Origin of the sequence: Stenotrophomonas sp. TWI700, assembly GCF_039673645.1 — a bacterium.
Lineage (GTDB): Bacteria > Pseudomonadota > Gammaproteobacteria > Xanthomonadales > Xanthomonadaceae > Stenotrophomonas > Stenotrophomonas maltophilia_AA.
On sequence record NZ_JBDJMB010000003.1, the window covers coordinates 145,542 to 171,503 of the forward strand.

General features: G+C 69.2%; 24 protein-coding genes. 8 read left to right on the plus strand and 16 right to left on the minus strand.

Annotated features, from left to right (window positions below; genetic code table 11):
• The first annotated feature begins 136 nt into the window (after positions 1 to 136).
• Positions 137 to 2,239: an ATP-dependent DNA helicase DinG gene (gene dinG, locus ABE473_RS04165; protein WP_346488610.1), complete on the plus strand. Its 2,103-nt coding sequence runs from the start codon at positions 137 to 139 to the stop codon at positions 2,237 to 2,239.
• A gap of 33 nt (positions 2,240 to 2,272) precedes the next feature.
• On the opposite strand, the gene ABE473_RS04170 is transcribed toward dinG, so the two are convergent.
• Positions 2,273 to 2,875, minus strand: coding sequence for a hypothetical protein (locus tag ABE473_RS04170; protein ID WP_346488611.1), 603 nt, complete (start codon positions 2,873 to 2,875; stop codon positions 2,273 to 2,275).
• A gap of 62 nt (positions 2,876 to 2,937) precedes the next feature.
• A complete protein-coding gene (ilvD, locus tag ABE473_RS04175; RefSeq protein WP_346488612.1) occupies positions 2,938 to 4,776 on the minus strand; it encodes a dihydroxy-acid dehydratase in 1,839 nt (612 codons plus the stop codon).
• A 204-nt stretch (positions 4,777 to 4,980) separates the two neighbouring features.
• Between ilvD and ABE473_RS04180 the strand changes: the two genes are divergently transcribed.
• From ABE473_RS04180 to ABE473_RS04190, 3 genes are read left to right on the plus strand one after another with little or no spacing between them, the layout of a single operon-like run.
• Positions 4,981 to 5,544: a DUF1190 domain-containing protein gene (locus ABE473_RS04180; RefSeq protein WP_346488613.1), complete on the plus strand. Its 564-nt coding sequence runs from the start codon at positions 4,981 to 4,983 to the stop codon at positions 5,542 to 5,544.
• A gap of 3 nt (positions 5,545 to 5,547) precedes the next feature.
• On the plus strand, positions 5,548 to 6,726 hold the full coding sequence (locus ABE473_RS04185) for a glutathionylspermidine synthase family protein (protein WP_346488614.1): 1,179 nt from the start codon (positions 5,548 to 5,550) through the stop codon (positions 6,724 to 6,726).
• The gene (locus ABE473_RS04190; RefSeq protein ID WP_346488615.1) at positions 6,726 to 7,385 is read left to right on the plus strand and encodes a hypothetical protein; all 660 of its coding nucleotides are present in this window, start codon (positions 6,726 to 6,728) and stop codon (positions 7,383 to 7,385) included. The genes ABE473_RS04185 and ABE473_RS04190 overlap by 1 nt, the downstream gene beginning before the upstream one ends.
• A gap of 28 nt (positions 7,386 to 7,413) precedes the next feature.
• On the opposite strand, the gene ABE473_RS04195 is transcribed toward ABE473_RS04190, so the two are convergent.
• The 9 genes from ABE473_RS04195 to ABE473_RS04235 all read right to left on the minus strand — a co-directional run bounded on the left by ABE473_RS04195 (position 7,414) and on the right by ABE473_RS04235 (position 17,915).
• Entirely contained in the window at positions 7,414 to 8,712 is a 1,299-nt protein-coding gene (locus ABE473_RS04195; protein ID WP_346488616.1) for a DUF58 domain-containing protein, read from the minus strand.
• 31 nt (positions 8,713 to 8,743) lie between these two features.
• Positions 8,744 to 9,757 carry a MoxR family ATPase gene (locus ABE473_RS04200; RefSeq protein WP_346488617.1) on the minus strand — a complete coding sequence of 338 codons (1,014 nt, stop codon included), beginning with the start codon at positions 9,755 to 9,757 and terminating at the stop codon, positions 8,744 to 8,746.
• Complete coding sequence (locus tag ABE473_RS04205) at positions 9,754 to 10,932, minus strand: DUF4350 domain-containing protein (protein WP_346488618.1); 1,179 nt, start codon at positions 10,930 to 10,932, stop codon at positions 9,754 to 9,756. Before ABE473_RS04205 ends, ABE473_RS04200 begins: the two co-directional genes overlap by 4 nt.
• Positions 10,929 to 12,620 (minus strand): DUF4129 domain-containing protein, encoded by a 1,692-nt coding sequence (locus ABE473_RS04210; RefSeq protein WP_346488619.1) that lies wholly within the window; start codon positions 12,618 to 12,620, stop codon positions 10,929 to 10,931. Before ABE473_RS04210 ends, ABE473_RS04205 begins: the two co-directional genes overlap by 4 nt.
• Entirely contained in the window at positions 12,610 to 13,602 is a 993-nt protein-coding gene (locus tag ABE473_RS04215) for a stage II sporulation protein M (RefSeq protein WP_346488620.1), read from the minus strand. The genes ABE473_RS04210 and ABE473_RS04215 overlap by 11 nt, the downstream gene beginning before the upstream one ends.
• Positions 13,599 to 14,288: an RDD family protein gene (locus tag ABE473_RS04220; RefSeq protein ID WP_176987885.1), complete on the minus strand. Its 690-nt coding sequence runs from the start codon at positions 14,286 to 14,288 to the stop codon at positions 13,599 to 13,601. The genes ABE473_RS04215 and ABE473_RS04220 overlap by 4 nt, the downstream gene beginning before the upstream one ends.
• A gap of 121 nt (positions 14,289 to 14,409) precedes the next feature.
• The gene (locus tag ABE473_RS04225) at positions 14,410 to 14,940 is read right to left on the minus strand and encodes a gamma carbonic anhydrase family protein (RefSeq protein WP_346488621.1); all 531 of its coding nucleotides are present in this window, start codon (positions 14,938 to 14,940) and stop codon (positions 14,410 to 14,412) included.
• A 60-nt stretch (positions 14,941 to 15,000) separates the two neighbouring features.
• Positions 15,001 to 16,890 (minus strand): tRNA uridine-5-carboxymethylaminomethyl(34) synthesis enzyme MnmG, encoded by a 1,890-nt coding sequence (mnmG, locus tag ABE473_RS04230; RefSeq protein ID WP_346488622.1) that lies wholly within the window; start codon positions 16,888 to 16,890, stop codon positions 15,001 to 15,003.
• A 491-nt stretch (positions 16,891 to 17,381) separates the two neighbouring features.
• Positions 17,382 to 17,915 carry a hypothetical protein gene (locus tag ABE473_RS04235; RefSeq protein WP_346488623.1) on the minus strand — a complete coding sequence of 178 codons (534 nt, stop codon included), beginning with the start codon at positions 17,913 to 17,915 and terminating at the stop codon, positions 17,382 to 17,384.
• Positions 17,916 to 18,062: 147 nt separating this feature from the next.
• Between ABE473_RS04235 and ABE473_RS04240 the strand changes: the two genes are divergently transcribed.
• Both ABE473_RS04240 and ABE473_RS04245 read left to right on the plus strand, forming a co-directional pair.
• Positions 18,063 to 19,022: a pyridoxal-phosphate dependent enzyme gene (locus ABE473_RS04240; protein WP_346488624.1), complete on the plus strand. Its 960-nt coding sequence runs from the start codon at positions 18,063 to 18,065 to the stop codon at positions 19,020 to 19,022.
• The gene (locus ABE473_RS04245) at positions 19,007 to 19,621 is read left to right on the plus strand and encodes an ElyC/SanA/YdcF family protein (RefSeq protein WP_176987890.1); all 615 of its coding nucleotides are present in this window, start codon (positions 19,007 to 19,009) and stop codon (positions 19,619 to 19,621) included. Before ABE473_RS04240 ends, ABE473_RS04245 begins: the two co-directional genes overlap by 16 nt.
• Positions 19,622 to 19,673: 52 nt before the next feature.
• Here the strand turns inward: ABE473_RS04245 and bioC are convergent, their stop codons facing one another.
• From bioC to bioB, 5 genes are all read right to left on the minus strand, one after another.
• Complete coding sequence (bioC, locus tag ABE473_RS04250) at positions 19,674 to 20,558, minus strand: malonyl-ACP O-methyltransferase BioC (protein ID WP_179459781.1); 885 nt, start codon at positions 20,556 to 20,558, stop codon at positions 19,674 to 19,676.
• A 37-nt stretch (positions 20,559 to 20,595) separates the two neighbouring features.
• The gene (locus ABE473_RS04255) at positions 20,596 to 21,378 is read right to left on the minus strand and encodes an SDR family oxidoreductase (RefSeq protein WP_346488625.1); all 783 of its coding nucleotides are present in this window, start codon (positions 21,376 to 21,378) and stop codon (positions 20,596 to 20,598) included.
• Between the two features lie 59 nt (positions 21,379 to 21,437).
• Positions 21,438 to 22,199 carry a pimeloyl-ACP methyl ester esterase BioH gene (gene bioH / locus ABE473_RS04260; protein ID WP_346488626.1) on the minus strand — a complete coding sequence of 254 codons (762 nt, stop codon included), beginning with the start codon at positions 22,197 to 22,199 and terminating at the stop codon, positions 21,438 to 21,440.
• 16 nt (positions 22,200 to 22,215) lie between these two features.
• Positions 22,216 to 23,427 carry an 8-amino-7-oxononanoate synthase gene (gene bioF / locus ABE473_RS04265; RefSeq protein ID WP_179459783.1) on the minus strand — a complete coding sequence of 404 codons (1,212 nt, stop codon included), beginning with the start codon at positions 23,425 to 23,427 and terminating at the stop codon, positions 22,216 to 22,218.
• Positions 23,428 to 23,489: 62 nt separating this feature from the next.
• Positions 23,490 to 24,524 carry a biotin synthase BioB gene (gene bioB / locus ABE473_RS04270; RefSeq protein ID WP_346488627.1) on the minus strand — a complete coding sequence of 345 codons (1,035 nt, stop codon included), beginning with the start codon at positions 24,522 to 24,524 and terminating at the stop codon, positions 23,490 to 23,492.
• A 70-nt stretch (positions 24,525 to 24,594) separates the two neighbouring features.
• Between bioB and ABE473_RS04275 the strand changes: the two genes are divergently transcribed.
• Positions 24,595 to 25,308 carry a ComF family protein gene (locus tag ABE473_RS04275; RefSeq protein WP_319207365.1) on the plus strand — a complete coding sequence of 238 codons (714 nt, stop codon included), beginning with the start codon at positions 24,595 to 24,597 and terminating at the stop codon, positions 25,306 to 25,308.
• Between the two features lie 139 nt (positions 25,309 to 25,447).
• Positions 25,448 to 25,948, plus strand: a complete 501-nt coding sequence (locus ABE473_RS04280; protein ID WP_346488628.1) for a hypothetical protein — start codon at positions 25,448 to 25,450, stop codon at positions 25,946 to 25,948.
• The last annotated feature ends 14 nt before the right edge of the window (positions 25,949 to 25,962 follow it).

Here is a 25,962-nt window from a genome sequence, read left to right on the forward strand (position 1 = left end):
AGCCGCCGCCTGTCGTGGTCCACACCTTTCGCGTGGGCCGCGTCACGGATATGAACCGGCGCGAAAAATGGCGCCGGTCACAGCCCCCGGGTCGTGAGAAAATGGGGACCGTGATCCAGTCAGGCAGTCCTCCGGCGTGACCGAAAAAGTTGAAGCCCCCCGCGTCCTGAACGACGAGCTCAAGGCCGGCATCCGCGACGCCTACGCCAAGCTGCAGGCCAATACGCCCGGCTTCAGTACCCGGCGCTCGCAGAGCCAGATGATCGGCGTGGTGTCGCGTGCGCTCTCGCACAGCGGCGGCGTCGGCGTGGTCGAAGCGCCGACCGGCGTCGGCAAGTCGCTGGGCTACCTGACCGCCGGCGTGCCGATCGCGCTGGCGACCAAGAAGAAGCTGGTGATCAGTACCGGCACCGTGGCGCTGCAGTCGCAGCTGGTCGAGCGCGACATCCCCAATTTCCTCAAGGCCACCGGCATCGAAGCGACCGTGGCGCTGGCCAAGGGCCGCACCCGTTACCTGTGCACCCGCAATGCCGCCGAAGCGCATGGCGACGGCGCGCAGGAAGGCATGTTCGAGGACGAGCAGCCGCTGTTCGATCGCCCGCTGGCACCGATTGAAATGGACCTGGCGCAGTCGCTGAGCAAGGCCTTCCTCGAAGGCCGCTGGAACGGTGACCTGGACAACGCCCCGGAAACGATCAGCAACACCCTGCGCTCGCGCATCACCACGCCGGCCTCGGGCTGCGCCGGGCGCAAGTGCGCCTACTCGGCGCAGTGTGCGGTGCTGCGCTCGCGCAACACGGTGCGCGAGGCGCAGATCGTGGTGACCAATCACGCGCTGCTGTTGTCGGCGCTGTCGATCGGGGAGAGCGACAACGGCCAGCCGCTGATCGCGCCGCCGTCGGACATGCTGCTGGTGCTCGACGAAGGCCATCACATCGGCAACGTCGCCATCGACCAGGGCGCGGCCAGCCTCGCGCTGGACGAGATGGCCAAGCGTACCGGCCGCCTGCAGGTGCTGATCGCCGCGTCCTACCGCGCGGTGGACAAGGACAAGCTGGGCAACCTGCTGCCCAACGAGGCCATCGAGGCCGCCGCCAAGGTCAGCAAGCAGCTCAAGGCCTTCCGCGATGTGATCGAGCGCAGCTGGCGGCCGGATCCTTCCGCCCAGGAGCCGATGTGGCGCGCGCCGAACGGTCGCCTGCCGGAGATCTGGATGCCGGATATCGAGGCCATCGCCGACGACACCCGCGCGCTGTTCAACTGGGCGCACGCCGCGCTGACCCAGGTGGCCAAGGGCAAGCCCGAGGATGCCGCGCGCGAGCGCCTGCAGCGCAACCTCGGCATGGCGCTGGAGATGATCGAGCAGCAGCACAACCTGTGGACCGGCTGGCGCCGCGAAGACAAGGACGGCCAGCCGCCGACCGCGCGCTGGATCACCCTCTCGCGCGATGGCGACCTGGTCCTGCATGGCTCACCGGTCTCGGCCGCGAACGTGCTGCGCAAGCTGCTCTGGGATGAAGTGGATTCGGTGGTGATGACCTCGGCCACGCTCACCGGCGGCGGGGACTTCCAGGCGCTGGCGATCGACAACGGCATTCCGGCCGAGGCCGAGATGGTCTCGCTGGCGTCGCCGTTCGATCTGCCCAACCAGGCGCAGCTGATCGTGCCGGCGTTCCCGGTCACCCCGGATGACAAGGAAGGTCACCCCAAGGAAATCGCCAAGTACCTGGTCAAGGAACTGGACTGGGACAAGGGCAGCATCGTGCTGTTCACCTCGCGCTGGAAGATGGAAAAGGTGGCCGAGCTGATGCCGGCCGCGCAGCGCAAGCAGGTGCTGGTGCAGGGCGAAACCGCCAAGCAGAAGATGATCGACGAGCACCTGCGGCGTACCTCGGCCGGCGAGGGCTCGGTGCTGTTCGGGCTCAATTCCTTCGGCGAAGGCCTCGACCTGCCCGGCGAAGCCTGCACCACGGTGGTGATCACCCAGGTGCCGTTCGCGGTCCCGACCGACCCGCAAACCTCGACGCTGAGCGAATGGTTCGAAAGCCGCGGCCTGAATGCCTTCAACCTGATCGCGATCCCGCACGCGCTGCGCACGCTCACCCAGTTCTCCGGCCGGTTGATCCGCACCTCCACCGATACCGGCCGCGTGATCATCCTGGACTCGCGGCTGCTGACCCGCCGCTACGGCAAGCGGATCATCGATTCACTGCCGCCGTTCAAGCGGGTGATCGGGTAGGCCGTAGATTCACGCCATGCGTGGATGCCTTTCTCAACGGGCTGTCGGTGCCCGGCAGGCCATGTCGTAGGCCTCGCGGTACGGCTTGTCAAAGCAGTGCATCAACCCGTCGAGCACGTTGAGGTTGGGCGGCCACGGGATGCGCTGTTCATTGCCGTTGTCGTTGAGGATCAGTATGCCATCCACCACCGGCATGTCCGCTGGCGGGGCGATCAGTGCCAGCGCATCGCGCGCCTGCTGCAGGGCCGTGCGGTCCTGCTGCAGGAAGGCGATGCTGCCATCCACATACAGGTTCCAGCCGGCCCGGTCCTGCGCGGCAGGCTTGTAGCTCTGCTGCATCAGCGCCACCGCCTGCGCAGCCTGTCCTAGGCCGGCGCGGACCTGGGCCTCATGCCAGACCAGCAACGTGATGCCGGCAGCCTTGGGTTGCGCGCGGTAGGCCGCGAGCAGATCCGCGGCGACCTGCTGGCAGCCGGGGCGGGCGTCCAGCGCGCGCCAGCCGCCGCCCATGTCCTGGTCGAAGGCCTCCACCGACATCGCCAGCATCGCACTGCGGTCCACCTCACATGCTGGCTCGGACGCCGTCGCCGTTGACGCGCCCATTGCCAAGGCCAGTACCATCGAAAACACCGCCATCGCCACCTCCCTGTTGGTATGTCACCTGCACCTTAGCGCAGGTCGTGCGTGGCGTCCGGCGTCTACCCCTCCAGCTTGGCCAGGTCCCGCACCGCACCCTTGTCGGCACTGGTGGCCAGCAACGCATAGGCCTTCAGCGCGCCGGTGACTTTGCGCGGGCGGGCCTCGCGCGGCTTCCAGCCCAGTGCATCCTGCTCGGCGCGGCGTGCGGCCAGCGTGGCGTCATCCAGCAGCAGATCGATGCGCCGCGCGGGAATGTCGATGCGGATGCGGTCGCCATCGCGGACCAGGCCGATGGTGCCGCCCGAGGCCGCTTCCGGCGAGGCATGCCCGATCGACAGGCCCGAGGTGCCGCCGGAGAAACGACCGTCGGTGAGCAGGGCGCATTGCTTGCCCAGGCCCTTGGATTTCAGATAGCTGGTCGGGTACAGCATTTCCTGCATGCCCGGGCCGCCCTTCGGGCCTTCATAGCGGATCACCACCACGTCGCCGGCCACCACCGTGTCGGCGAGGATGCCGGCCACGGCGGCGTCCTGGCTCTCGAACACACGCGCGTTGCCTTCGAACACATGGATCGATTCGTCGACGCCGGCGGTCTTCACCACGCAGCCATCGACGGCGAGATTGCCGCGCAGCACCGCCAGCCCGCCTTCGGCCGAATAGGCATGCGCCACGGCGCGGATGCAGCCTTCGGCACGGTCCACGTCCAGCGTCGGCCAGCGCGTGGCCTGGCTGAAGGCGACCTGGGTCGGGATGCCGGCGGGCCCGGCGCGGAAGAAGTCGTGCACCGTTTCATCGGTGCTCACCGCGACATCCCAGCGTGTGATCGCCTCGGCCAGGGTGCGGCTGTGCACGGTCGGCACGTCGGTATGCAGCAGCCCGCCGCGCGCGAGTTCGCCGAGGATGCCGAACACGCCACCGGCACGATGCACGTCTTCCATGTGGTATTTCGGGGTATTCGGCGCGACTTTGCACAGCTGCGGCACACGGCGCGAGAGCGCATCGATGGCATGCAGGTCGAAGTCCACTTCCGCCTCCTGCGCCGCCGCCAGCAGGTGCAGGATGGTGTTGGTCGAGCCGCCCATCGCGATGTCCAGCGTCATCGCGTTCTCGAACGCTTCGCGGGTCGCGATGCCACGCGGCAGGGCGCCGATCTCTTCACCGCCGTACCAGCGGTGGCACAGCTCCACAATCAGTCGCCCGGCGCGGCGGAACAGCTGCTCGCGGTCGGCATGCGTGGCCAGGGTCGAGCCGTTTCCGGGCAGCGACAGGCCCAGCGCTTCGGTCAGGCAGTTCATCGAGTTGGCGGTGAACATGCCCGAACACGAGCCACAGGTAGGGCAGGCGCTGCGCTCGTACTCGGCGACCTTCTCGTCGCTGGCGCTTTCATCGGCGGCGATCACCATCGCATCGACCAGGTCCAGCTTGTGCTCGGACAGGCGCGTCTTGCCCGCTTCCATCGGCCCACCGGAGACGAGTACCACCGGGATGTTCAGGCGCAGCGCGGCCATCAGCATGCCGGGAGTGATCTTGTCGCAGTTGGAGATGCACACCAGCGCATCGGCGCAGTGCGCGTTGACCATGTACTCCACCGAGTCGGCGATGATTTCGCGGCTGGGCAGCGAATACAGCATGCCGTCGTGGCCCATGGCGATGCCGTCATCCACCGCGATGGTGTTGAACTCCTTCGCTACCCCGCCGACCTGCTCGATCTCGCGCGCCACGAGCTGGCCCAGGTCCTTGAGGTGCACGTGGCCGGGCACGAACTGGGTGAACGAGTTGGCGACGGCGATGATCGGCTTGTGGAAGTCGCCGTCGGTCATCCCGGTGGCGCGCCACAGGGCGCGGGCGCCAGCCATGTTGCGGCCGGCGGTGGAGGTGCGGGAGCGGTATTCAGGCATGGTGGCTGGCAGGATCTGGCGGGCCGTGGGGGCGCGTTTCAGCTCGATTCTGCCGAAAAATTCCGGTTGCGTTTGCAACCACCTTCGCCGCTGCCGCGCGATCGAATCCTGAAACGCTGTTCATGTTTTGGACTTTGCCGGTTTTGGTTGTTTGCCCCGATCAGGCATGATTGGGGAGATAACCGTATTAGGGGGCATGACGCCATGAAACGTTCCAGGACCACTGCGCTGCTGCTGATGAGCGCTGCGCCGCTGCTGTTCACCGCCTGCCAGAAGAACGAGGCCGTGCAGGTGCAGGAAGGGCTCTACACCTCGGTGCAGGCCTGTACCGAAGCCACCGGCGATCCGTCCAGCTGCCGCACGGCCTTTGCCGACGCGCAGAAGCAGTCTGCCGATGCCGCCCCCAAGTACGCCTCGCGTGAAGCCTGCGAAGCCGAGTACAACGCCGAGCAGTGCGTGGAACAGAAGACCTCCACCGGCCATTCGTTCATCGGGCCGATGATGATGGGCTTCTTCATGTCGCAGATGCTCAGCAACCGCGGCGGTGCAGGCCTGGCCCAGCAGCCGGCGGCAAGCCCGGCCTATCAGGACAAGGCCAAGGGCTGGGCACGCCCGGGTCCGTCGACCGGTGGGCTGAACACCGCCAGCGGCATCGGCGCCGGCAAGGCCGGCCTGGCCCCGGTCAATGCCACCCCGAACCGTGCGGTCACCGCCAGCCGTGGCGGCTTCGGCAACACCAGCAGCAACCGCAGCAGCGTCGGCGGCTGATCGATGCAGCGCGTGCGTATCGCCGAGCGCAGCCAATGGCGCGCCCGGGCCGAAGAGTCGGGGTTCCGTTTCCACACCATCGATGGCCTGCCGTACTGGGATGAAACCGCGTACTACGCCTTCACCCTGCGCCAGATCGAACAGGACATCGAAGATCCCAGCGCCGAGCTGCATGCGATGGCGATGGATCTGGTCGACGAGGTGGTGGGCAGCCAGCAGTTGATGGACCAGCTGGCGATCCCGCCGCAGTTCCGCGACTGGATCGCCGACAGCTGGCGCCGCCGCGAGCCGCACCTGTACGGTCGGCTGGATTTCGCCTACGACGGCAGCGGCCCGGCCAAGCTCTACGAGCTGAATTACGACACGCCCACCTCGCTGTTCGAGGCCTCGTTCTTCCAGTGGCAGTGGCTGGAGGACCAGCGCAACCAGAACCGGTTGCCGCCGCATGCCGACCAGTTCAACGCGATCCATGAGGCGCTGGTCGAACGCTTCGGCGAACTGGCGGCGCAGTTGCCGCCGCCGCTGTATTTCAGCGCGGTCGGTGCTTCGGAAGAAGACCAGGGCACCGTCGCCTACCTGCGCGACTGTGCGGCCCAGGCCGGCCTGCGTGGCGAAGCGATCGCGATCGAGGATATCGGCCTGTCCGAGGATGGGCGCTTCACCGCGCTCGACGACACCGTGATCGGCAGCCTGTTCAAGCTGTACCCGCTGGAAGACCTGATGACCGAGTCGTTCGGCCAGGCGCTGCCCGCCTCGGGCGTGCAGCTGCTGGAACCAGCCTGGAAGGCGATCCTCAGCAACAAGGGCGTGCTGCCGCTGCTGTGGCAGCGTCACCGTGGCCACCCGAACCTGCTCGCCGCCGAGTTCGACGACGGCAGCGAGCTGCCGCGCGGCTGGGTGCGCAAGCCCTTGTTCTCGCGCGAGGGCGCCAACGTGGCCATGCACCTGGCCGACGGCAGCTGGCAGGAAAGCGAAGGCCCGTACACCGGCCCGGCGATCCGCCAGGCCGCGCATCCGCTCACCGCGTTCGATGGCGGTTATCCGCTGATCGGCAGCTGGATCGTGGGCGACCAGGCCTGTGGCATGGGCATCCGCGAAGACAACAGCCGGATCACCCGCGACAGCGCCCGCTTCGTACCGCACGCGATCATCGACGAAGCGCCGACGCGTATCTTCGTCTGATGGCTGTGCAGCGCCGGCCCGGCTCGCGCGGGCGCACAACACCTGTTGCCGGCCGTCACTTCGATGACGGCCGCAGCCTGCAGGCGTTTGCCGATCGCGTGGCTGTACGCTGCCACCGCTGCGATACGCCAGGCTGGGTGCTGGCGAGCTGGGCACCGTATCGCTGGACCGCACGCTTCCGCTGCACCGGTTGCAGCGCGGCATTGGACAGCGTCGACAACCCCTGGGTGGGCCCGGTCCGCCTGGATGGGCGTCGGCCCTGTGGCCACTGTGGTCATCAATGGCTGTCCGTACACCAGCACCGACCATCTGCGACCACCGGGGTGCCGGGCACGTTGCCTGCGGAGTGCGCGCAATGCGGGCGCAGCAGCGAGGTCAGCGTCACGGTACGCCCACTGCGCGCTGGGGACCCGGCCGATCCGCATTTCGGTCTACCCCTGCGCCTGGTCGAGCCGACCCGCGCCGGTCTGCTGTGGGCGTACAACACAGCGCATCTGCAGGCCCTTCTGGATTACGTCAACGCGTCACTGCGCGAAAGCCGTGGCGTGCATCGTTCGATGTTTTCCCGCCTGCCGGGGTGGATGAAGCTCGCCCGCAATCGTGCGGTGGTGCAGAAGGCGATAACGCGCCTGATCGCCAGCGCCCGCATCGCCGGGTAGCTACCGACCGTTGGTCGCTGCGCGTGGGTTACAGCAACCCATCCCGCTTGACCGCCAGATAGCGCTCCACCAGCGCCCCGGGCAGTGCCTCGGCGGTGACATCCAGCACCATCACCCGATGGCTGCGCAGCGCGTCATGCGCGTCGCTGCGCTGCTGCAGATAACGGGCGATCGCACCAGCCTGGGTGGCGTCCTGCAGGGTCTCCACCGGCTGGGCCAGTGCATCGTCCAGCGCGCGTTCGCGCAGGCTGGCCACGCACACCAGGTGCTGGCGCTGCAGCAGGTGTACGGCCGCGAGCAGGTCTTCGATATCTTCATCGCGCACGTTGGTGACCAGCATCACCAGCGAACGCCGGCGTTGCCGCAGCGAGAGCTCGGTGGCGGCGGCGAGATAGTCGGTGGCGACCGGCTGCGCCTGCAGGTCGTAGCTGGCGCGCAGCAGGGTATCGATCGTGCCCATGCCGCGTTTCGGTGCGACCCAGCGGCTTTCGCCACCGGCGGCGAACAGGCCCACGCCGTCGCCCTGGCGCAGCGCGAGGTAGGAGACCACCAGCGCTGCGTTGAGCACATGATCGAAGTGCGACAGGCCGCCTTCGCTGGCCATCATGCGCCGGCCGGTGTCGATCATCAGCACCAGCTGCTGGTTCTTCTCGTCCTGGTACTCGCGTGAGATCAGCTTGCGTGCCCGCGCGGTCGCCTTCCAGTCGATCTGGCGCAGGCTGTCGCCGATGCGGTACTCGCGCATCTGGTGGAAATCGGTGCCTTCGCCGCGACGGCGCTTGAGGTGGGCACCGACCAGGCGCGAGGCCTGTTCGGCACTGAACAACGCAAAGCGGGTCAGCGGTGCGAAGTTGGGGTACACGCGCACCGTCATCGCCGGCGGCAGCTGCCGCCGCTGATGCCACAGCCGCCAGGCGCTGTGCACGCGCAGGTGCACGCCCTCGAACACGAAGCGGCCACGCGCGGTGGGCGTCAGCCGGTACGCCACGCTGCTGCTGACCATCGGCTTGAGCGCCAGTGCACGCGGCAGGCCGTGCAGGGCCCAGCCACCGGGCACCAGATCGAACACCTCCACGCGCTGGTGCCGGCTCGATTCCAGCCGCAGCGTGGCCTGGCGCTCGACGTTCAGCGCCAGCGACTCCGGCAACTCGCGGTGCACGCTCGGTGAGGGCTGGCGGCGCAGGCGCAGCAGGTCCACCAGTGCGACCAGGGCCATGCCGGCACCGACCGCCCACCAGACCGCGTGCGGCCAGGCACCGAGCACCACCGGCACGCCGAGCAGGCCCCAGCCGGCCAGCAGTGCCAGCAGCAGCGGTCCCGGCCTCATGCCGGTCGCCCGCGATGGACGGCGCGTGTGCTCATTTGCGTGGTGCGTCCACCTTGGCCAGCAGTGCGGTCAATGCATCGTCGGCGCTTTGTCCTTCGATCTGCAGTTCCGGTGCCAAGGCGATGCGGTGGCGCAACGCCGGCTTGGCGATGTCGCGCACGTCGTCGGGGGTGACGAAATCACGGCCGGACAGCACTGCCTGCGCACGCGCCGCCCGCACCAGCGCGATGCTGCCGCGCGGGCCGGCACCGAGCGCGATACCCGGCCACTGCCGCGTGGCGGCGACGATACGCACCGCGTAGTCGATCACTTCCGGATCGACCGTGATCGCCGCGGTCGCCTGCTGCAGCGCGACCACCTCGGCCCCGCTCAGCACGCGTGGCACCTGCGAGAGATCGAAGTCGGCCGCGCTGCGGCCGGTGGTGATCGCATCGACCATGCGCTTCTCGTCGTCCAGCGCCGGGTAATCGATCAGCACCTTGAGCAGGAAGCGGTCCAGCTGCGCTTCGGGCAGCGGGTAGGTGCCTTCCTGCTCGACCGGGTTCTGCGTGGCCAGGGTCAGGAACGGCGGGGTCAGCGCGAACGCCTTGCCCTCGATGGTGACCTGGCCTTCCTGCATCACTTCCAGCAGGGCTGACTGGGTCTTGGCCGGGGCGCGGTTGATTTCATCGGCGAGCAGCAGGTTGGTGAACACCGGGCCGCGACGGATCTTGAAGCTCTCGGTCTTCGGGTCGTACACCGCGTGGCCGCTGACATCGCTGGGCATCAGGTCCGGGGTGAACTGCACGCGGCCATAGTCCAGCTCCAGCGCCTGGGCGAGGGCACGCACGAGCAGGGTCTTGCCCAGCCCGGGAACGCCTTCGATCAGCACATGGCCACCGGCCAGCAGGGCGATCAGGATCTGGTCGAGCACCTCGGGTTGGCCGATGAAAGCGCGGCCGACGGCGTCGCGCACGGCATCGACGCGCTCGGACAACGGCGACGGCGACGGCGGCGCGGTCACGGCAGGAGGGGACAGCGGCGGCGGAAGCGTCGGCTCGGTCATAGCAGGTTTCTCATCTGGATCAGCAGGCGGATGCGGTCGCGCAGGCCGGCGACGTCGTGGGCAGCGGGTGGGGTCAGGGCGGTCTGCACGCGTGCGTGCGACCACTGCAGCAGGGTGGCGATGGCGTGCACCTGGGCCTCGCCGGCCAGCGCGGCGGCCGTCGGTGACCGCCGTCGCAGGCGAGCAAGGAAGGCCCGGCGGACCGCGTCGTACAACAGCGGCGCTTTGCCGAAGCGCAGCAGGTGCTCGCCGCTGGCGCGGATGTGTTCCAGCAGGGAGCGGCGTTCGGCCGGCGGCGAAGGCAGTTCGCTGCCCAGCCGCTGCGCACGCTGCCACAGCCAGCCGAGCAAGGCGAGCAGCAACGGCGCCCACACCGGCCAACCGAGGTAGAACACGCGGTTCCACAGCGAGGGCGGGCGGGAGGCGTAGACCAGCCACATCGTGCCCTTGCCATGGTTCGGCGCCAGCACGTAGCGGGTCAGATCGCGGTGCGCCTTGTCGTGCAGGCCATCGACGATCGCGTTGGCAGCATTCGGGGGGACCGTCGGGTTGGGCCGGCCCTTGCCGTGCATGAAGGCCATGTCGGCCAGCACATCGATGCGGCCATGGCCGTGGCGCAGGCGGGCGAAGACCCGGCTTTCCTCATCTCCCCAGCCCCGCTCGAGCGTGATGCCGGTGGGCGGCGTGACCGCGAAGCGGCGTCCATCGCAGAACTCGACATGCTGCGGGTCATCGCGCACGTGGAACGGCTGGCAGTCGCTTTCATGGCCTTCGCTGTCCACGCCGAGCGCTTCCAGCAGCGGCCCGTTGCGCGCGTCGTCCTTGCCGATCGGTGGCGTGCGCACGATCAGATGCCCGCCGCGTGCCACCCAGGCCATCAGGGCGGCCACGGCGGGTGCGGGGACCTCCGCACTGTCCTGCAGCAGCACGACGGTATCGCCCGGCGCCAACGGCATCCGGGTCAGGTCCAGGCGCGGTCGCGACTGCACCGTGAGGCCGTCCGCACGCAGCGCCTGGCCGAGCACATACAGTGGGTTGTAGCTCGCTTCGCCCTGCGGGGGCAGGCGTTCCACCTCGGTCACCCGCTCGTGCGTGCGCAGGAACAGGATCGCCAGCGGCACCGCGATCACCAGCAGCACGAGGCCAACCAGCAGCCAGCGCAGGCGGGCGCTCATGCGCGCCACCCGAACTGGGCCTGCAGCGTGGAGGCCAGCGTGTCGAAGTCGTCATCGGTCGGCAACTTGCCCGCATAGGCGGCGTACTGCCAGACCCGCACGATGCGCGCGAACAGACTGCGGTCGGCCTCGAGCGGCATCCGTCGCGACGCGCGCAGGCACTGCGCTTCGGTGGCCCCCGGCGGCAGGCTGACCTGCGCGCGTTCGCTCATGGTGTCCACACTGGCGCGATACAACAGCGCCAGCGCCTGGCGGGGGCGTCCCTCCTGCCACAGCGCACGCGCACGTGCAGCGGGATCGGGCGGTGCCACGTCCGGTATCCGGATCGCGTCTTCCACGACCGCCGTCGCCGTTGCGCGACGGCGCTGGCCGGAGCCGCGCAGCCACGGCAGCCAGCGCGGCGCGGTGGCCAGCAGTAGTACCACCAGCAGCCCCACGACCGCCCACAGCGTCCACTCGGCGATCTGTGCCGGCAACAACGGACCCTTGGCACCGCGTTGAGAGCTGCCCTTGGTTGCGGCCTCGCGCTTGGCCTTCTCGACATCGGCTGCGCCGGTGTCCGTGCGCTTCCACTCGGTCACCTCGCGGGTCGGGCTCTGCAGCGGGTCTTCGTACGCGCGCTGCACGGCCTGGCGGAAGCCGGCCGTATCCACCGCATCGCCGCCGAAAATACCGACCGGTGTGTTGTCCGGATCGTTGTCGTAGGTCAGCGGTGGATCGTCTTCTTCGCTTACTTCTTCACCGTCTTCGTCTGCGGCATCGGCCGCGTCGGCCGCATCGGAGGCGGGCGCCAGGCCGTCCTCGAGCGACGGCGTGCCTTCGGCCGGTGCCGCCACCGCGCCCTTGGCGTTCGACGGCGGCCCCTGCTGCGCGTGCAGCGCCGCGCCCGGCCAGATCAGCACCAGGGCCAGCATCAGCAACGGCGCCGCCTGCTGCAGCCGTACGCGCAGGCGCCGGAAGGCGATCTCCAGATCCCACGCTTCCATCTGCGTACGCCGGTCCAGGTACAGCCCGAAGCCCGCGCCGGCGTAGAACGGACCGATCACCGTGGCCGCGCCCCAGAACAGCAGGTTCACGCCCAGCTGCATCCATGCCGGCATGTCCTGCTTGGCCAGCTCCCACGCCGCGCGCCAGGAATCGGACAACAGGTCCACCGGAATGAACAGGAATACCGCGGCGATGCCGCCGGCCACCAGCACGATCTCGAACACCATGCACACCAGCGTGAGCAGCAGCGCATGCCCCATCGCGCCCCCGGCGATCGCACGGCGACGCTGGCGCCGATGCGCCGGATCAGCACCTTCCAGCAGGTTGACCGGCAGCAGCACCGAGCGCAGCGGGCTCAGGCGTCGCCAGCCGAGATAGCCCCAGAAGCCCTGCCAGCCCCAGGAGCGCTGCGCACGCAGGGTCTGCCGGGTCGTCGACGCATCGCCGAAGACTCCGCGCGAGATCACGTACAGCGCGATGCGCTCGAACAGCGGCTTGAGCCACCACATCGCCAGCCAGGCCCAGCCGAAGCTGTCGGTCCACCACGCCACGGCGTTGAGCAGCACGAACACCGGCAGCGACACCGCCAGCCAGGGCGCCCAGACCGCAGCCGCATGGCGGCGCACCAGGGCCATGCCCAGCTCCATGGCCTCCCAGCCCGAGCGTGCGCGCAGCACGACGTTGAGCCGATCAATCTGCATCGGCCGCCCCGCGTCCACCGCGCCACAACCAGACGAACACCGTGGTCCACAGCACCGCGGCCACGCTGTATTTCCCCCAGGCCGGGATCGCCGCGATCGAGGACCAGAAGGCTTCGATGAAGGCGGCGATCAACAGCATCGCGGCGACCCCCACGCACAGCTTGGCCCCGATCACGCCGCCCTCGACCAGCGCATCGATGCGCCGCCGCCGCCCGGGGGCGAGCAGTTTCATGCCCAGCTGCAGGCCGGCGCCGCCGGCGATCACGATGGCGGTCAACTCGAACGCACCATGGCCGGCCACGAAGCGCCAGAACGGATCGCCGTGGCCGATGTGCTGCAGATGGCCGGCGACCGAGCCGATACCGACACCGTTGAACAGCATCACCAGCACCGTGCCGACGCCGGCGATCAACCCGAAGGCGAACGTGCGCAGGCCGATGCTGATGTTGTTCATGATGTAGTAGCCGAACATCGTCCAGTTGGTGCCGCTGTCGCGGCCCAGGTTTGGCGAGGCCGGATCGTACATGCGCTCGAATTCGGCGATGCGCGCGTTGTCCAGCAGCAGGTGGATCAGCTCCGGGCGCCACAGCACCAGCGCGAAACTGCCCACCAGCGGCACCACGAACAAGGCCGCGGCCACCCACATGCTGCGCGCCTGGCTGCGCACCAGCTGCGGGAAATCGGCGAACAGGAAGGCGAGCGCGCGCTGCCACTGAGGTCGCGGCGTGCGGTAAAGCAGGGTGTGGCCCTGCTGCATCAACTGCTGCAACCGCGCGACCAGCTGCGGGCTGTAACCGCGTCGGCGCGCCAGCGCCAGCTGCTGGCACAGGCGGCGGTAGCGCTGCGGGAAATCACCGTCGTCCAGGCCCTCGTGGGCGGCTTGCCGGCGTGCCTGCCGTGGATGCTCGCCGCGCTGGGTCAGCCACTGCTCCAGCGCCTGCCATTCGGCCTGGTAGCGGGCGACGAACTGTTCCTGTCTCATCGGCGTCCCAACAGCCAGTTGGCCATCGCATACAGGCGCAGCACGCCGACCTGGCCGCGGCTTCCGGTGAGCGGCGCGGCGATATCGGCCAGCTCCTGCTGGCGCGGAGTCGACAGCCGCGGCGCACGCTCGGCGAAGGCGACCACGGCCGCCTGCTCGGCCGGCTGCAAGGGGTGCGGTGGCACCAGCACGCTGCCGACCGGCACGCTGCCGCCCAGCGGCGGCGCACCCTGGTGGATCACCACGGTGCCGGCGACCAGATCGCCGAGGCGGCGGCCATGCGCATCGAACAGACTCGACAGCAGGCCGAGCGCGTAGCCGAACGGCAGCATGTCCACGGTGCGTAGCAGGTTGCGGGTGATCGCGCTCATCCAGCCGATCGGTCCGCCATCGCGCGCGACCACGCGCAGGCCCATGGCGCGTTTGCCCAGGGTGCGGCCCCAGCACGCTTCCTGGACGATGGTGTAGGCCCACAGCAACAGGAACATCAGGCCCAGGTAGAGGCCTTGGCCGAAGCCCCCGAGGAAGGCCAGCGGAATGCTGAGGATCATCAGCGCGCCGATGCGGATCACGAAGTCGATCGCCCAGGCCAGCGCACGCGGCAACGGACCGGCCACGGGCAGGTGCAGGGGCACGCCTTCGGGGGTGATGACCTCCCGGTAGGTATCCAGCATGGGTGCGCTCATCGGCGGCACGTCACGGTGGATCGTACGGAAGGCCACAGGGGACGCCGGATTCCTCTCCGGTCTGCCAGCGGGGGCATGCGGGTCTCGACTGCTTCCTGGTCGGCTGAGGACTTTACCGCAATCAACCGCGGTACTGATCCTTCAGGCGCACATAGTGATCGGCCGAGTAATGCAGCGACTCGATCTCCTTGTCGCTGAGCCTGCGTGCCAGCCGCGCCGGGTTGCCCAGCCACAGCTCGCCTTCGCCGACCACCTTGCCGGGGCCGAGCACCGCGCCCGCGCCGAGGAAACCGTGCGTGCCCACCGTGGCGCCATCGAGGATGCAGGCACCCATGCCGATCAGGCAGTAATCGCCGATGGTGCAGGCATGGATGATGGTGCCGTGGCCGACCGTCACGCCTTCACCGATCAGGGTCGGGTAGCCGCCCTTGTTGAACGGGCTGTGGTGGCTGACATGGATGATGGTGCCGTCCTGGATGTTGCTGCGCGCGCCGATCCGCACGTGGTTCACATCGCCGCGGATCACCGTGCCCGGCCACACCGAGACGTCATCGCCCAGCACCACGTCACCGATGATCGTGCAGGCCGGGTCGATGTAGACGCGCTCGCCGAGCACGGGCAGTTTGTCGAGGAAGGGGCGGATCGGGGACATGCGGACTCCAGGCAATGACGCGCCCTGCTGGGCGCGGGGTCATGATACCGGGCGCTGTTGTTACGCGACTCTGCTGCGACGCGCGCGTTCCAGGTGCACCAGCAGCAGCGAGATCGCCGCCGGCGTCATGCCGGGGATGCGCTGGGCCTGGCCGATGGTCTGCGGTCGCACCCGTTCGAGTTTCTGCTGCACTTCGGCCGAGAGGCCGCGCACGCCGGCGTAATCGAACTCCGCGGCGATGGCGGTGTTCTCGTGGCGCTGCTGGCGCGCGATCTCATCGCGCTGGCGGTCCAGGTAACCGGCGTACTTCACCCCGATCTCGACCTGCTCGGCGACCTTGGCATCGGCCACGGCCGGCCCGAGCGAGGGCACCTGCATCAGCGTGGCGTAATCCAGTTCGGGACGCTTGATCAGGTCCAGCACGTTGGTCTCGCGGCTGACCGCCACGCCCAGGGTGGCCTCCACTTCGCGGCCGAGCGCATTGCCCGGCGTCGCCCACAGTGCACGCAGGCGCGCGGTTTCCCGTGCGACGGCGTCCTGCTTGGTCTGGAACGCGCTCCAGCGACGGTCATCCACCAGGCCCAGTTCGCGGCCGGGGCCGGTCAGGCGCACGTCGGCATTGTCTTCGCGCAGCTGCAGCCGGTACTCGGCGCGGCTGGTGAACATGCGGTACGGCTCGTTGGTGCCATGGGTGATCAGGTCGTCAACCAGCACGCCCAGGTACGCCTCGTCACGGCGCGGGCACCAGCCAGCGTCGTCGCGGGTGAAGCGGGCGGCGTTGAGGCCGGCCAGCAGGCCCTGCGCGGCGGCCTCTTCATAGCCGGTGGTGCCGTTGATCTGGCCGGCGAAGAACAGGCCGCTGACGGTCTTGGTCTCCAGCGTGTTCTTCAGCCCGCGCGGATCAAAGAAGTCGTACTCGATCGCGTAGCCCGGCCGGGTGATATGCGCGTTCTCGAAGCCGCGCATGCTGCGCACCAGGTCCAGCTGCACATCGAAGGGCAGCGAGGTGGAGATGCCGTTGGGGTAGATCTCGACCACGTCCAGCCCTTCGGGCTCGACGAAGATCTGGTGGCTGGCCTTCTCGGCGAAGCGCACCACCTTGTCCTCGATGGACGGGCAGTAGCGCGGGCCGATGCCTTCGATCTGCCCGCTGTACAGCGGCGAACGGTGCAGCGCGTTGCGGATGATCTCGTGGGTGCGCTCGCTGGTGTGGGTGATCCAGCAGCTGACCTGCGCCGGATGCTCGGCCACGCTGCCGAGGAAGGACATCACCGGGCGCGGGTCGTCGCCGGGCTGTTCTTCCATGAGGCTATAGTCCAGCGAGCGGCCATCGATGCGCGGCGGCGTGCCGGTCTTGAGGCGGTCGATCACGAACGGGCGCTCGCGCAGGCGCGCGGCCAGCGTAGTCGCCGGCGGGTCGCCCATGCGGCCGGCGGCGTACTGGGTTTCACCGACGTGGATCTTGCCGGCCAGGAAGGTCCCGGCGGTGAGCACCACGGCCGCCGCGCTGAAGCGCAGGCCGGTCTGGGTGATCGCGCCGCGCACGGCGTCGCCTTCGATGATCAGGTCATCGACCGCCGCCTGGAACACGGTCAGGTTGGGCTGGGCCTCGACGATCTGACGGATCGCCATGCGGTAGAGATTGCGGTCGGCCTGGCAGCGCGTGGCGCGCACGGCCGGGCCCTTGGAGGCGTTGAGCGTGCGCCACTGGATGCCGGCGCGGTCGGCGGCATGCGCCATCGCGCCGCCCAGGGCATCGATCTCCTTGACCAGATGGCCCTTGCCGATCCCGCCGATGGCCGGGTTGCAGCTCATCGCGCCGATCGTTTCCACGTTGTGGGTCAGCAGCAGGGTGCGCGCACCGCTGCGCGCGGCCGCCAGCGCGGCCTCGGTGCCGGCGTGGCCGCCGCCGATGACGATCACGTCGTAGCGGTAGAAAGAGTCAGTCATGGCGGAGGAACTCGGGACGGGGCCGGGCGGCCCGGATCAGCCCTGGCGACAGGGCGCGGGTGGCGATTTTAGCGCCATTCGTCGGGGGCCATGAAATCCACCCTCAAGTTGGCACGTTTTCTGCAGATAACCCAATAGCACCCAGGATGGCATGCGCCTTGTGCGCAACGGACCGGAATTGGAACAGGGGCCGGTCCAAGCGCATCGTGGGGAAGCAGAGGGGCCGGTAGTCGGGGGACTGCCGGCCCTGTTTTTTTGCCGTTCCCGGCCGGGCCGGGTGGCCCAAATACAGAAGGCCCCGCCAGTAGCGGGGCCTTCTGCGTTTAAGGTGCCGACATCCGACAGGGCCGGAACAGGGGGGATCCAGATGTTCCTGGCGGATATCGACATAGAGCCGAATGTGACGCCACTCGTCGCTTTTGACACTTTGTGACCGTGGCAGTCACCGCCCGGCTAGAGTGAACCGCCGGGCGCGTGAAAATCAAGCCATCTCAGGGCTCAACTGTGCGTTGGTTCGCATTGTTGAGATTCCGCCACGGGGAGCCGTTCATCCTCGGCGAAGACGGACGCGGGGCCTGGGCCGGACGGGCCTGTGGCGGCGGCGACGGACGCTGCTGCTGCTGTTGCTGCGGCCGGCGCGGGCCCCCCACCGAATCCATGTTCCGCCACGGCGAGCCGCCGTTGGTCGGGCGCGGACGATCCGGCGGACGGGTCGGGTGACCCCCATTGCCGTTGCCGGGGCGCGGCGGCGGGCGATGATGGTGCGGCGGACGGTAGTTCGGGTAGGGGCGATACACCGGGTAGCCGTAACCACCGCCATAGCCGCCGCCATAACCGTAATATCCGCCACCGCCGTAGTAGCCGCTGCCGTAGCCGTAGGGATAGCCGGCCGGGTAGCGGTACTCGACCGACGGTGCGCCGTGGTAGTAGCCACTGCCGCCACCGCCACCGCCGACATAGTCGTACGTCGCGCAGCCGGACAGGGCCAACAACAGGCCACCGGCAAGAACAAGGCGCATTTTCATGATGGGTCCCCCCAAAGGGCTGTAGGGCCAGCTTCGGCCCACGGCATTGAATCGGCCCTTAACTCGGCCCGATCCGAATGAATGGTTGCCATGCTGACACGTTCATCAGGGCGCATGTGGCCGTGGGGCATACGTTAATCTTGCGTCATGAGCGATTCACCCTTGCCCTGTGTTGACGACCTGCTGGCGGCGGCGGCGCGCATTGCCGCGCACGCCTGCGTGACCCCGGTGCTGCGCTCGCGCACGCTGGATGCGATGACTGGCGCCACGATCTTCTTCAAGGCCGAACACCTGCAGCGCAGCGGGGCCTTCAAGTTCCGCGGCGCGTGCAATGCCGTCTGGGCGCTGGCCGATGACCAGGCCCGGCGCGGGGTGGTCACCCACTCCTCGGGCAACCATGGCGCCGCCCTGGCGCTGGCCGCGCGTACCCGCGGCATCGCCTGCCATGTGATCGTGCCCGAGGGCGCCGTGGCGGCCAAGCTGGCCAACATCGGTCGCCACGGGGCCACGCTGTGGCGCTGCGATGCCTCGATCGCCGCGCGCGAAGCGATGTGCGCGCAGGTCCAGGCCGAAACCGGGGCGACCCTGGTGCATCCCTACACCGATCCCCAGGTGATCGCCGGGCAGGGCACGGCCGCGCTGGAGCTGCTGCACGCCAGCGAGGGCCTGGACATGATGGTGGTGCCGGTGGGCGGCGGTGGCCTGGCCTCGGGCACGCGGCTGGCGCTGCAGGCGGTCGCCCCGGCGACCGGGCTGGTCCTGGCCGAACCGCTGGGCGCGGCCGATACGGCGCGCTCGCTGGCGGCCGGCGAGCGCCGCATCGATTTCACCCCCGATACCGTCTGCGATGGCCTGCGTGGCACGCTGGGCACGCCGAACTTCGCGCTGCTGCACGGCGCAGCGCAGGTGATCACCGTTGCCGATGACGCCACCATCGCCGCGATGCGGCTGATCTGGCAGGTGCTCAAGCAGGTGGTCGAGCCGTCCTCGGCGATCGCGCTGGCGGCGATCCTCGCCGAACCGGCCCGCTTTGCCGGCAAACGCGTCGGTGTGGTGCTGTCGGGCGGCAACGTCGACCTGGACGCCCTGCCGTGGAGCGCGGCATGAGCCGGCGCACCGGGGTGGGGTTCTTCGGCTGGCTGTGGCGGCTGTGCATCGTGCTGGCCGTGTGGCTGCTCGGGGTCACGGCGTGGATTGTCTGGATCGGCGAGCGCGACCAGGCACAGAAGGCCGACGCGATCATCGTGCTCGGTGCGGCGGCGTATGACGCCAAGCCCTCACCGGTGTTCGAAGAGCGCATCCGGCACGGCCTGGATCTGTACCAGCAGGGCTATGCGCCGCTGCTGATCTTCACCGGTGGCTACGGCGGCACCGGCGCGCGCTTTTCCGAATCGCAGGTGGCACGTCGCTACGCGCTCAAGCAGGGTGTACCGGATGACGCGATCCTGATCGAGACCGCCTCACGCACCACCCGGCAGAACCTGATCGAGGCACGGCGCCTGATGGACCAGCGCAAGCTGCACCGCGTGATCATCGTCAGCGATCCGCTGCACATGGCGCGCGCGCTGCGCCTGTGCCGGGAACTGGGCATCGATGCGCTGGCCTCGTCCACGCCGAGCACGCGCTTCCGCAGCTTCCACACCAGCTGGCGGTTCCTGGCGCAGGAAATCTACTTCTTCCACCGCGACCTGTTTCCGGCGTCCTAGCGCAGCGCTTCGCCCCGGCCCTACGCCGTAACGCCGGCCAGACGCCGGCGCATCACGTCGTCCGCCGACGGATCGGAATCGCCGAGATCGGCACGGTGGCGACATCGTGGCCGCGCTCACGGATCGGCGCGCCGCCCTCCGGTGCCCAGGCATGGGCGTAGATCACTTCCCAGCTGCTGGGCAGCTTGCCGTCCTCGCGGCGCAGCGGCTCGTACGCCGCCCGCGCGGCATCGAAGCGCCCGCGCCCGGTCAGGGTGTGGCGGCGGTCCTGGCGTGCGTTGGTGGCGCCGATCGCCTGCAGCTCGCGCATCAGCGCGGTCAGGTCGTCGTAGGTCAGGGTGAACAGGTCGCGGTCCAGCACCGGATCGCGGAAGCCGGACATCATCAGCGCATCGCCGAACTGCGCGATCGGGGCGAAGCGGCTGACATGCGGCACGTCGTCGGCGGCGGCGAACGCATCGCGCAGTTCGATCAGGGTTTCCGGCCCGAACGTGGAGACCAGCAGCAGGCCACCGGGCTTGAGCGCGCGGCGGAACCCGGCGAACACCGCCGGCAGATCCTCCACCCACTGCAGGCACAGGTTGCTGAAGATCACATCCACGCTCTGGTCCAGCACCGGCAACGCCTGCGCATCGCCGCACACGCGCGAGAACGGCTTCCACCAGCCGGCCTGCTTCTTCGCCTCGCGCAGCATCGGCTGCGCCAGGTCGAGCGCGATCACCTGCGCCTTCGGCCAGCGCTTCTTCATCACGGCGCTGGCGTGGCCGGTGCCGCTGCCGACATCGAGCACCACCTGCGGCTGGCGGTTTTCCAGGTAGTCCAGCGATTCGAGCAGGCGCTTTTCCACCTCGCGCTGCAGCGCCGCGGCGGCGTCGTAACTGCTGGCGGCGCGCGAGAAGGCGCGGCGGACGTGATGGGGATCGAAGCTGGACGTCATGGGGTACTCACGGCTCAAAACGGTGGTGCGGGTGGAATCAGAAGGTGCCCGGGTAGGCGCCGCCATCGATCAGCAGGTTCTGCCCGGTGATGTAGCCGGCCTGCGCACTGCACAGGAACGCGCAGGCGGCGCCGAACTCATCGGCGGTGCCGAAGCGGCCGGCCGGGATATGGGTGCGCTTGCGTTCGGCCAGCTGGCCGGCATCGATGCCCTGCTGCTGCGCCAGATAGGCGAAGTTGCCGCGCAGGCGATCGGTATCGAACTGGCCCGGCAGCAGATTGTTGAGGGTGACATTGTGGGCAACGGTCCTGCGTGCCAGCCCGGCCACGAAGCCGGTCAGCCCGGAGCGTGCGCCGTTGGAGAGCCCGAGGATGTCGATCGGCGCCTTCACCGAGGACGAGGTGATGTTGACCACGCGGCCGAAGCCGCGCTCGATCATGCCGTCCACGGTGGCGCGGATCAGCTCGATCGGGGCCAGCATGTTGGCATCCAGCGCGGCGATCCAGTCGTCGCGGGTGAACTGGCGGAAATCGCCCGCCGGTGGTCCCCCCGCGTTGTTGACCAGGATGTCGACCTGCGGGCAGGCGGCCATCACCGCGGCGCGGCCCTCCGGCGTGGTGATGTCGGCGACCACGCCGATCACCCTGCGGGCGCCCGGCAGGGCCTGCAGCTCGAGCACGGCGCGATCCAGCGCCGCTTCACCGCGCGCGGCGATCACCACGTTGACGCCTTCGCGGGCCAGCGCACGCGCACAGCCCAGCCCGAGGCCTTTGCTGGCGGCGCAGACCAGGGCCCAGCGGCCGGCGATTCCAAGATCCATGGGTCAGTCCTGTGGCGAGAGGCAGGCGTACATGATCGGCGATGCGTGGCCGGGAGAGGTCAAGAGTGTGCGGCAACAAAGTGTTGCAGCTGCGCGGCGACCTCGTCGGCATGGCCGAGGAACGGGGCATGCCCGCCGTGGGCGACCACATGGACCTGCGCGGCGGGAGCCAGCGCGCCGGCAGCCTGCATGGCCCGCGCCGAGACCAGCCGGTCGCGCTGGCCGGCCAGCCACAGGCTGGGTTTGCCCAGCGGGGCCAGGGCGCCGCGGAGATCGGTGTTCTCCAGCAGGCGCAGGCCTTCCTGCAATGCACGGGGGGCCGGTTCTCCGCGCGCGACCAGCATCTCGCGCAGCGTGCGCAGTTCCTGGCGGGCGTGTTCGGACCCCATCGCGTCCAGCGCGAGGAAGCGCTCCAGCGTGCCGCGATAGTCCTGCGCGAGGTCCTGGCCGAACTGGCCGAACACCGCCGGCTCGACCGCATGCGGCCAATCGTCGCCGCGAACGAATCGCGGGGTGGCGGCGATCATCGCCAGGGCGCGCACCTGCGGCAGCGTCGCGGCGGCATGCAGGGCGAACAGGCCGCCGAGCGACCAGCCGCACCAGACCGCCGGCGGCGTGGCTGCGGCGATGGCGTTGACCACATGCGGCAGGCGCAACGGGGTGGTGTCGTCGCGGCTGGCACCATGGCCGGGCAGATCGACCAGGTGCAGCTGGAGATGCGGTGACAGCCGCTCCACCAGCGGCGCGAACACGCCGCCATGCAGGGCCCAGCCGTGGATCAGGACCAGTGCCGGGCCCTGGCCGATGACATCGATATGCATGCTCAACTCTGTGGCGTCACGCGGTCAGGGCATTCAACGCGTTCTGCTGCCCAACGGTATCGCGGGCGTGCGCGATCGCATCGACCAGCGCGCGCACCTGCGCCGGCGCATGCAGTGCGGACAGCGTCACGCGCAGGCGCGCCTTGCCCTCGGGCACGGTCGGTGGACGGATCGCGCTGACCAGGAAACCCGCCGCCTCAAGCGTGGCCGACATCGCCATCACCGTCGACTCGGCGCCGCACAGCAGCGGTTGGATCGGGGTATCGGACGGCATCAGTTCCAGGCCGTGCTGGCGGGCACCGGCGCGGAAGAGGCCGATCAACTCGGTGAGCTTCTCGCGGCGCCAGTCGTCGCGGCGCGCCAGCTTCACGGCGGCCAGTGCAGCGGCGGCCTGGGCCGGCGGCACGGCGGTGGTGTAGATGTAGGGCCGCGCGGTCTCGGCCAGGTGCTGGATCATCGCCTCGTCGCCGAGCACGACCGCACCACTGCCGCCGAGTGCCTTGCCGAGCGTAGCCAGCTGCAGCGGCACATCGTCGACGCCCAGACCCGCATCGGCCACGCAGCCGCGGCCATGTTCGCCGACCACGCCGATACCGTGCGCATCATCGACGTACAGCAGCGCTTCCTGCATGCGCGCCACCAGCGACAACGACCGCAGCGGGGCGATGTCGCCATCCATGCTGAAGACCCCGTCGGTGGCCAGCATCGCCGCGCCGTTGGGCGCGTGCTTGAGCTGGCGCAGCGCGCCTTCGGTATCCAGGTGCGGATAGCGCCGCAGCCGGCAACCGGCCAGGCGCGAGGCATCGAGCAGGCTGGCGTGGTTGAGCCGGTCCTGCACGCAGACATCGTCTTCTTCGCCGAGCAGCGCCTGCTGCACGGCCAGGTTGGCGGCAAAGCCGCTGCCGAACAGCAGTGCGCGCGGATAGCCGAGCCAGTCGGCCATTTCCTGTTCGAGCGCTTCATGCAGCGCATGGTGGCCGCAGATCAGGTGCGAGGCGGTCGCGCCGGCGCCTTCGCGCGCGGCGGCATCCTGCAGTGCGCTGACCACCCCGAACTGCTGCGACAGACCCAGATAGTCATTGCTGCAGAAGTTGGTCAGCCATTGGCCGTCCACTTCCAGCTGCACGCCATCGCGCCGGCTCACCACGCGGCGGACACGCAGGCGCCCCTGCGCGTCGCGGAGCTTGCGCTGGGCCTGGATGCGGTCGTGCAGGTCAGGACGGGCCATGGTCGTCAGGGGGTCCGGGTGGGCCGTTAGCGTACCCGGTTGCCGGGCCCGCTGCTCGGGGCTCAGGCCGCCCGCCCACAGCCGCCGCCAGCGGTGATGTCGGCGTGGACCGTGGCCGGGTGATCGTGCCCCACCGCGTCCACGGTGATCGCCATCGGGCGCAGCCCCAGCCGTTCGAACAGGGCCAGGTCGCGCTCGGTGTCCGGGTTGCCCGTGGTCAGCAGCTTTTCGCCATGGAAGATGGAGTTGGCCCCGGCCAGGAAACACAGCGCCTGCAGCTCGTCGCTCATCGCCTCGCGCCCGGCCGAAAGCCGCACCATCGAACGCGGCATCACGATGCGGGCCACCGCGATCATCCGCACGAACTCGAACGGGTCCAGCGCGGCGGTGCCGTGCAGGGGGGTGCCGGCAACCTGCACCAGGCGGTTGATCGGCACCGAGTCCGGGTGGGCGGGCAGGGTGGCCAGCGCCAGCAGCAGGCCGGCGCGGTGTTCGCGCGTCTCCCCCATGCCGACGATGCCCCCGCAGCAGGTCTTCAGCCCGGCATCGCGCACGTGCGCCAGCGTGTCCAGGCGGTCCTGGTACTGGCGCGTGTGGATGATCGAGTCGTAGTAGTCCGGCGCGGTGTCCAGGTTGTGGTTGTAGTAGTCCAGCCCGGCCTCGCGCAGTGCGGTGGCCTGCGCGCCGCTGAGCATGCCCAGCGTGGCGCAGGTCTCCAGGCCGAGCGCCTTCACTTCGCGGATCATCGCCGCCACCTTGGGGATGTCGCGGTCTTTCGGCGAGCGCCAGGCCGCGCCCATGCAGAACCGCGAGGCGCCGGCGGCCTTGGCCTGGCGCGCCCTGGCGACCACATCGTCGGTGGCCATCAGCTTCTGCGCGTCCACGCCGGTGCTGTAGCGCTGTGCCTGCGGGCAGTAGGCGCAGTCTTCCGGACAGCCGCCGGTCTTGACCGAGAGCAGGGTCGAGACCTGCACTTCCGCCGGATCGAACTGCTCGCGGTGCACGCTGGCCGCGCGGTGCAGCAGCGCCGGGAACGGCAGTGCGAACAGTGCCAGCAGCTCCTCGCGGTGCCAGTCGTGTCGGATGACAGAAGCCATGGGGATGTCCTGACAGATAGGGGAACGAAAGGGCGGCAGTCTGGTGAGGAGGTCGCCATCTGTCAACCATATGATCATTTCAAAAGTTTACGGAGCCCTGGGGTGGCTGCGCTGGCAGATCCTGCCGTTGCGCTGCCTGGTCTGCGAGTGCCCGGGCGAGGACGGGATGGACCTGTGCCGCGCCTGCCATCGGGCGTTGCCCTGGAACGACCATGCCTGCCGCCGCTGCGCGCTGCCCTTGGCGGCGGCCGACCGCGCCGATGAAACAGACGACCACTGCGGGCGTTGCATCGACGAGCATCCCCGCCAGGCCGCCGCCAGCGCGGCGTTCCTGTATGCGGCGCCGATCGACCGCCTGCTGATCCGGTTCAAGTTCCACCAGGACCTGGCCGCCGGCCGATTGCTGTCGCAGCTGATGCTGCAGCGCGTGCCGCCGTTCCTGGCCGGGCCCCTGCAGCCGATGCCGCTGCATCGCCGGCGGCTGCGCCAGCGCGGCTACAACCAGGCACTGGAATTGACCCGGCCGCTGGCGCGCGGGCTGTGCTGCCCGCTCTGGCAGGGTCTGCAACGGACCCGCGAAACGGCCGCGCAGTCGAATCTGGATGCCGATGCCCGCCGCTGCAACCTGCGCGATGCGTTCGCGGTGCGGGGGCATCCGCCCGCCGGGCTGACCGTGGTCGACGATGTGATGACCACCGGGGCGACCACCGATGCCGCGCTGCGCGCGCTGCAGTACGCCGGTGCCGGGCCGATGCAGGTCTGGGTCTGTGCGCGGGTGCCGTGAGCGCTGTTGCCGCGCCGTGGATCGGCATCGGCAGCCTGCTCTACGGCGTGCTGCAGATCGTGGTCGGCTGGCGCATCCGCCGCCTGCGCTGAGCGCGGGCAACAGCGATACTCGTGTCATTCCTGACGGAGAGACACGCATGCGCAGCAGTCTGTTGATCGTAACGATGGCACTGGGGGCCGGCCTCAGCGCCTGCACCCAGGCGCCACCCGCACCCGCCGCGTCCGAGACGCCGGCGGGCGTCGCACCACTGGCGAACGCACGCATCCAGATGCGGGAGGTGGCCGAGGATGCCCAGCGCCCCGGCGTCACCACGCTCAAGGACCGAGGCGGCAACGCGCTCTCGTTGATCGAGCCCGCCTTCGTCACGACGGCCGACATCGCCTCGGTTGCCGTCGGCACCGATGGACACAACGGACAGGACACCCTTGTCCTGCGCTTCACCGATGCAGCCGCACCGCGCATTCTTGCCGCGACCGAAGCACGCGTGGGCAAGCGGGTGGCGTTTACCGTCGGGGATCAGGTCCTCAATGTCGCCGTCATTGCCGGTCCCTTCGCGCAGTCCATGCAGGTGACCGGGCTGGACAGCACCGCCGAAGCCCACCGGCTGTATACCGAGGTCACCGGCAAGGCGCCTTGAGTGGCTCGCCGCTG

Coding starts and splice junctions, on each gene's coding strand:
- ABE473_RS04200 (WP_346488617.1), bottom strand. CDS start 9,757: ATGACCGAGCCGACGCTTCCGCCGCCGCTGTCCCCTCCTGCCGTGACC.
- ABE473_RS04255 (WP_346488625.1), bottom strand. CDS start 21,378: ATGGATCTTGGAATCGCCGGCCGCTGGGCCCTGGTCTGCGCCGCCAGC.
- ABE473_RS04170 (WP_346488611.1), bottom strand. CDS start 2,875: ATGGCGGTGTTTTCGATGGTACTGGCCTTGGCAATGGGCGCGTCAACG.
- ABE473_RS04180 (WP_346488613.1), top strand. CDS start 4,981: ATGAAACGTTCCAGGACCACTGCGCTGCTGCTGATGAGCGCTGCGCCG.
- ABE473_RS04275 (WP_319207365.1), top strand. CDS start 24,595: ATGATCATTTCAAAAGTTTACGGAGCCCTGGGGTGGCTGCGCTGGCAG.
- ABE473_RS04195 (WP_346488616.1), bottom strand. CDS start 8,712: ATGAGGCCGGGACCGCTGCTGCTGGCACTGCTGGCCGGCTGGGGCCTG.
- ABE473_RS04235 (WP_346488623.1), bottom strand. CDS start 17,915: ATGAAAATGCGCCTTGTTCTTGCCGGTGGCCTGTTGTTGGCCCTGTCC.
- bioC (WP_179459781.1), bottom strand. CDS start 20,558: ATGACGTCCAGCTTCGATCCCCATCACGTCCGCCGCGCCTTCTCGCGC.
- ABE473_RS04280 (WP_346488628.1), top strand. CDS start 25,448: ATGCGCAGCAGTCTGTTGATCGTAACGATGGCACTGGGGGCCGGCCTC.
- bioB (WP_346488627.1), bottom strand. CDS start 24,524: ATGGCTTCTGTCATCCGACACGACTGGCACCGCGAGGAGCTGCTGGCA.
- ABE473_RS04210 (WP_346488619.1), bottom strand. CDS start 12,620: ATGCAGATTGATCGGCTCAACGTCGTGCTGCGCGCACGCTCGGGCTGG.
- ABE473_RS04225 (WP_346488621.1), bottom strand. CDS start 14,940: ATGTCCCCGATCCGCCCCTTCCTCGACAAACTGCCCGTGCTCGGCGAG.
- ABE473_RS04220 (WP_176987885.1), bottom strand. CDS start 14,288: ATGAGCGCACCCATGCTGGATACCTACCGGGAGGTCATCACCCCCGAA.
- ABE473_RS04215 (WP_346488620.1), bottom strand. CDS start 13,602: ATGAGACAGGAACAGTTCGTCGCCCGCTACCAGGCCGAATGGCAGGCG.
- mnmG (WP_346488622.1), bottom strand. CDS start 16,890: ATGACTGACTCTTTCTACCGCTACGACGTGATCGTCATCGGCGGCGGC.
- ABE473_RS04205 (WP_346488618.1), bottom strand. CDS start 10,932: ATGAGCGCCCGCCTGCGCTGGCTGCTGGTTGGCCTCGTGCTGCTGGTG.
- ABE473_RS04240 (WP_346488624.1), top strand. CDS start 18,063: ATGAGCGATTCACCCTTGCCCTGTGTTGACGACCTGCTGGCGGCGGCG.
- bioF (WP_179459783.1), bottom strand. CDS start 23,427: ATGGCCCGTCCTGACCTGCACGACCGCATCCAGGCCCAGCGCAAGCTC.
- bioH (WP_346488626.1), bottom strand. CDS start 22,199: ATGCATATCGATGTCATCGGCCAGGGCCCGGCACTGGTCCTGATCCAC.
- ABE473_RS04190 (WP_346488615.1), top strand. CDS start 6,726: ATGGCTGTGCAGCGCCGGCCCGGCTCGCGCGGGCGCACAACACCTGTT.
- ABE473_RS04185 (WP_346488614.1), top strand. CDS start 5,548: ATGCAGCGCGTGCGTATCGCCGAGCGCAGCCAATGGCGCGCCCGGGCC.
- ilvD (WP_346488612.1), bottom strand. CDS start 4,776: ATGCCTGAATACCGCTCCCGCACCTCCACCGCCGGCCGCAACATGGCT.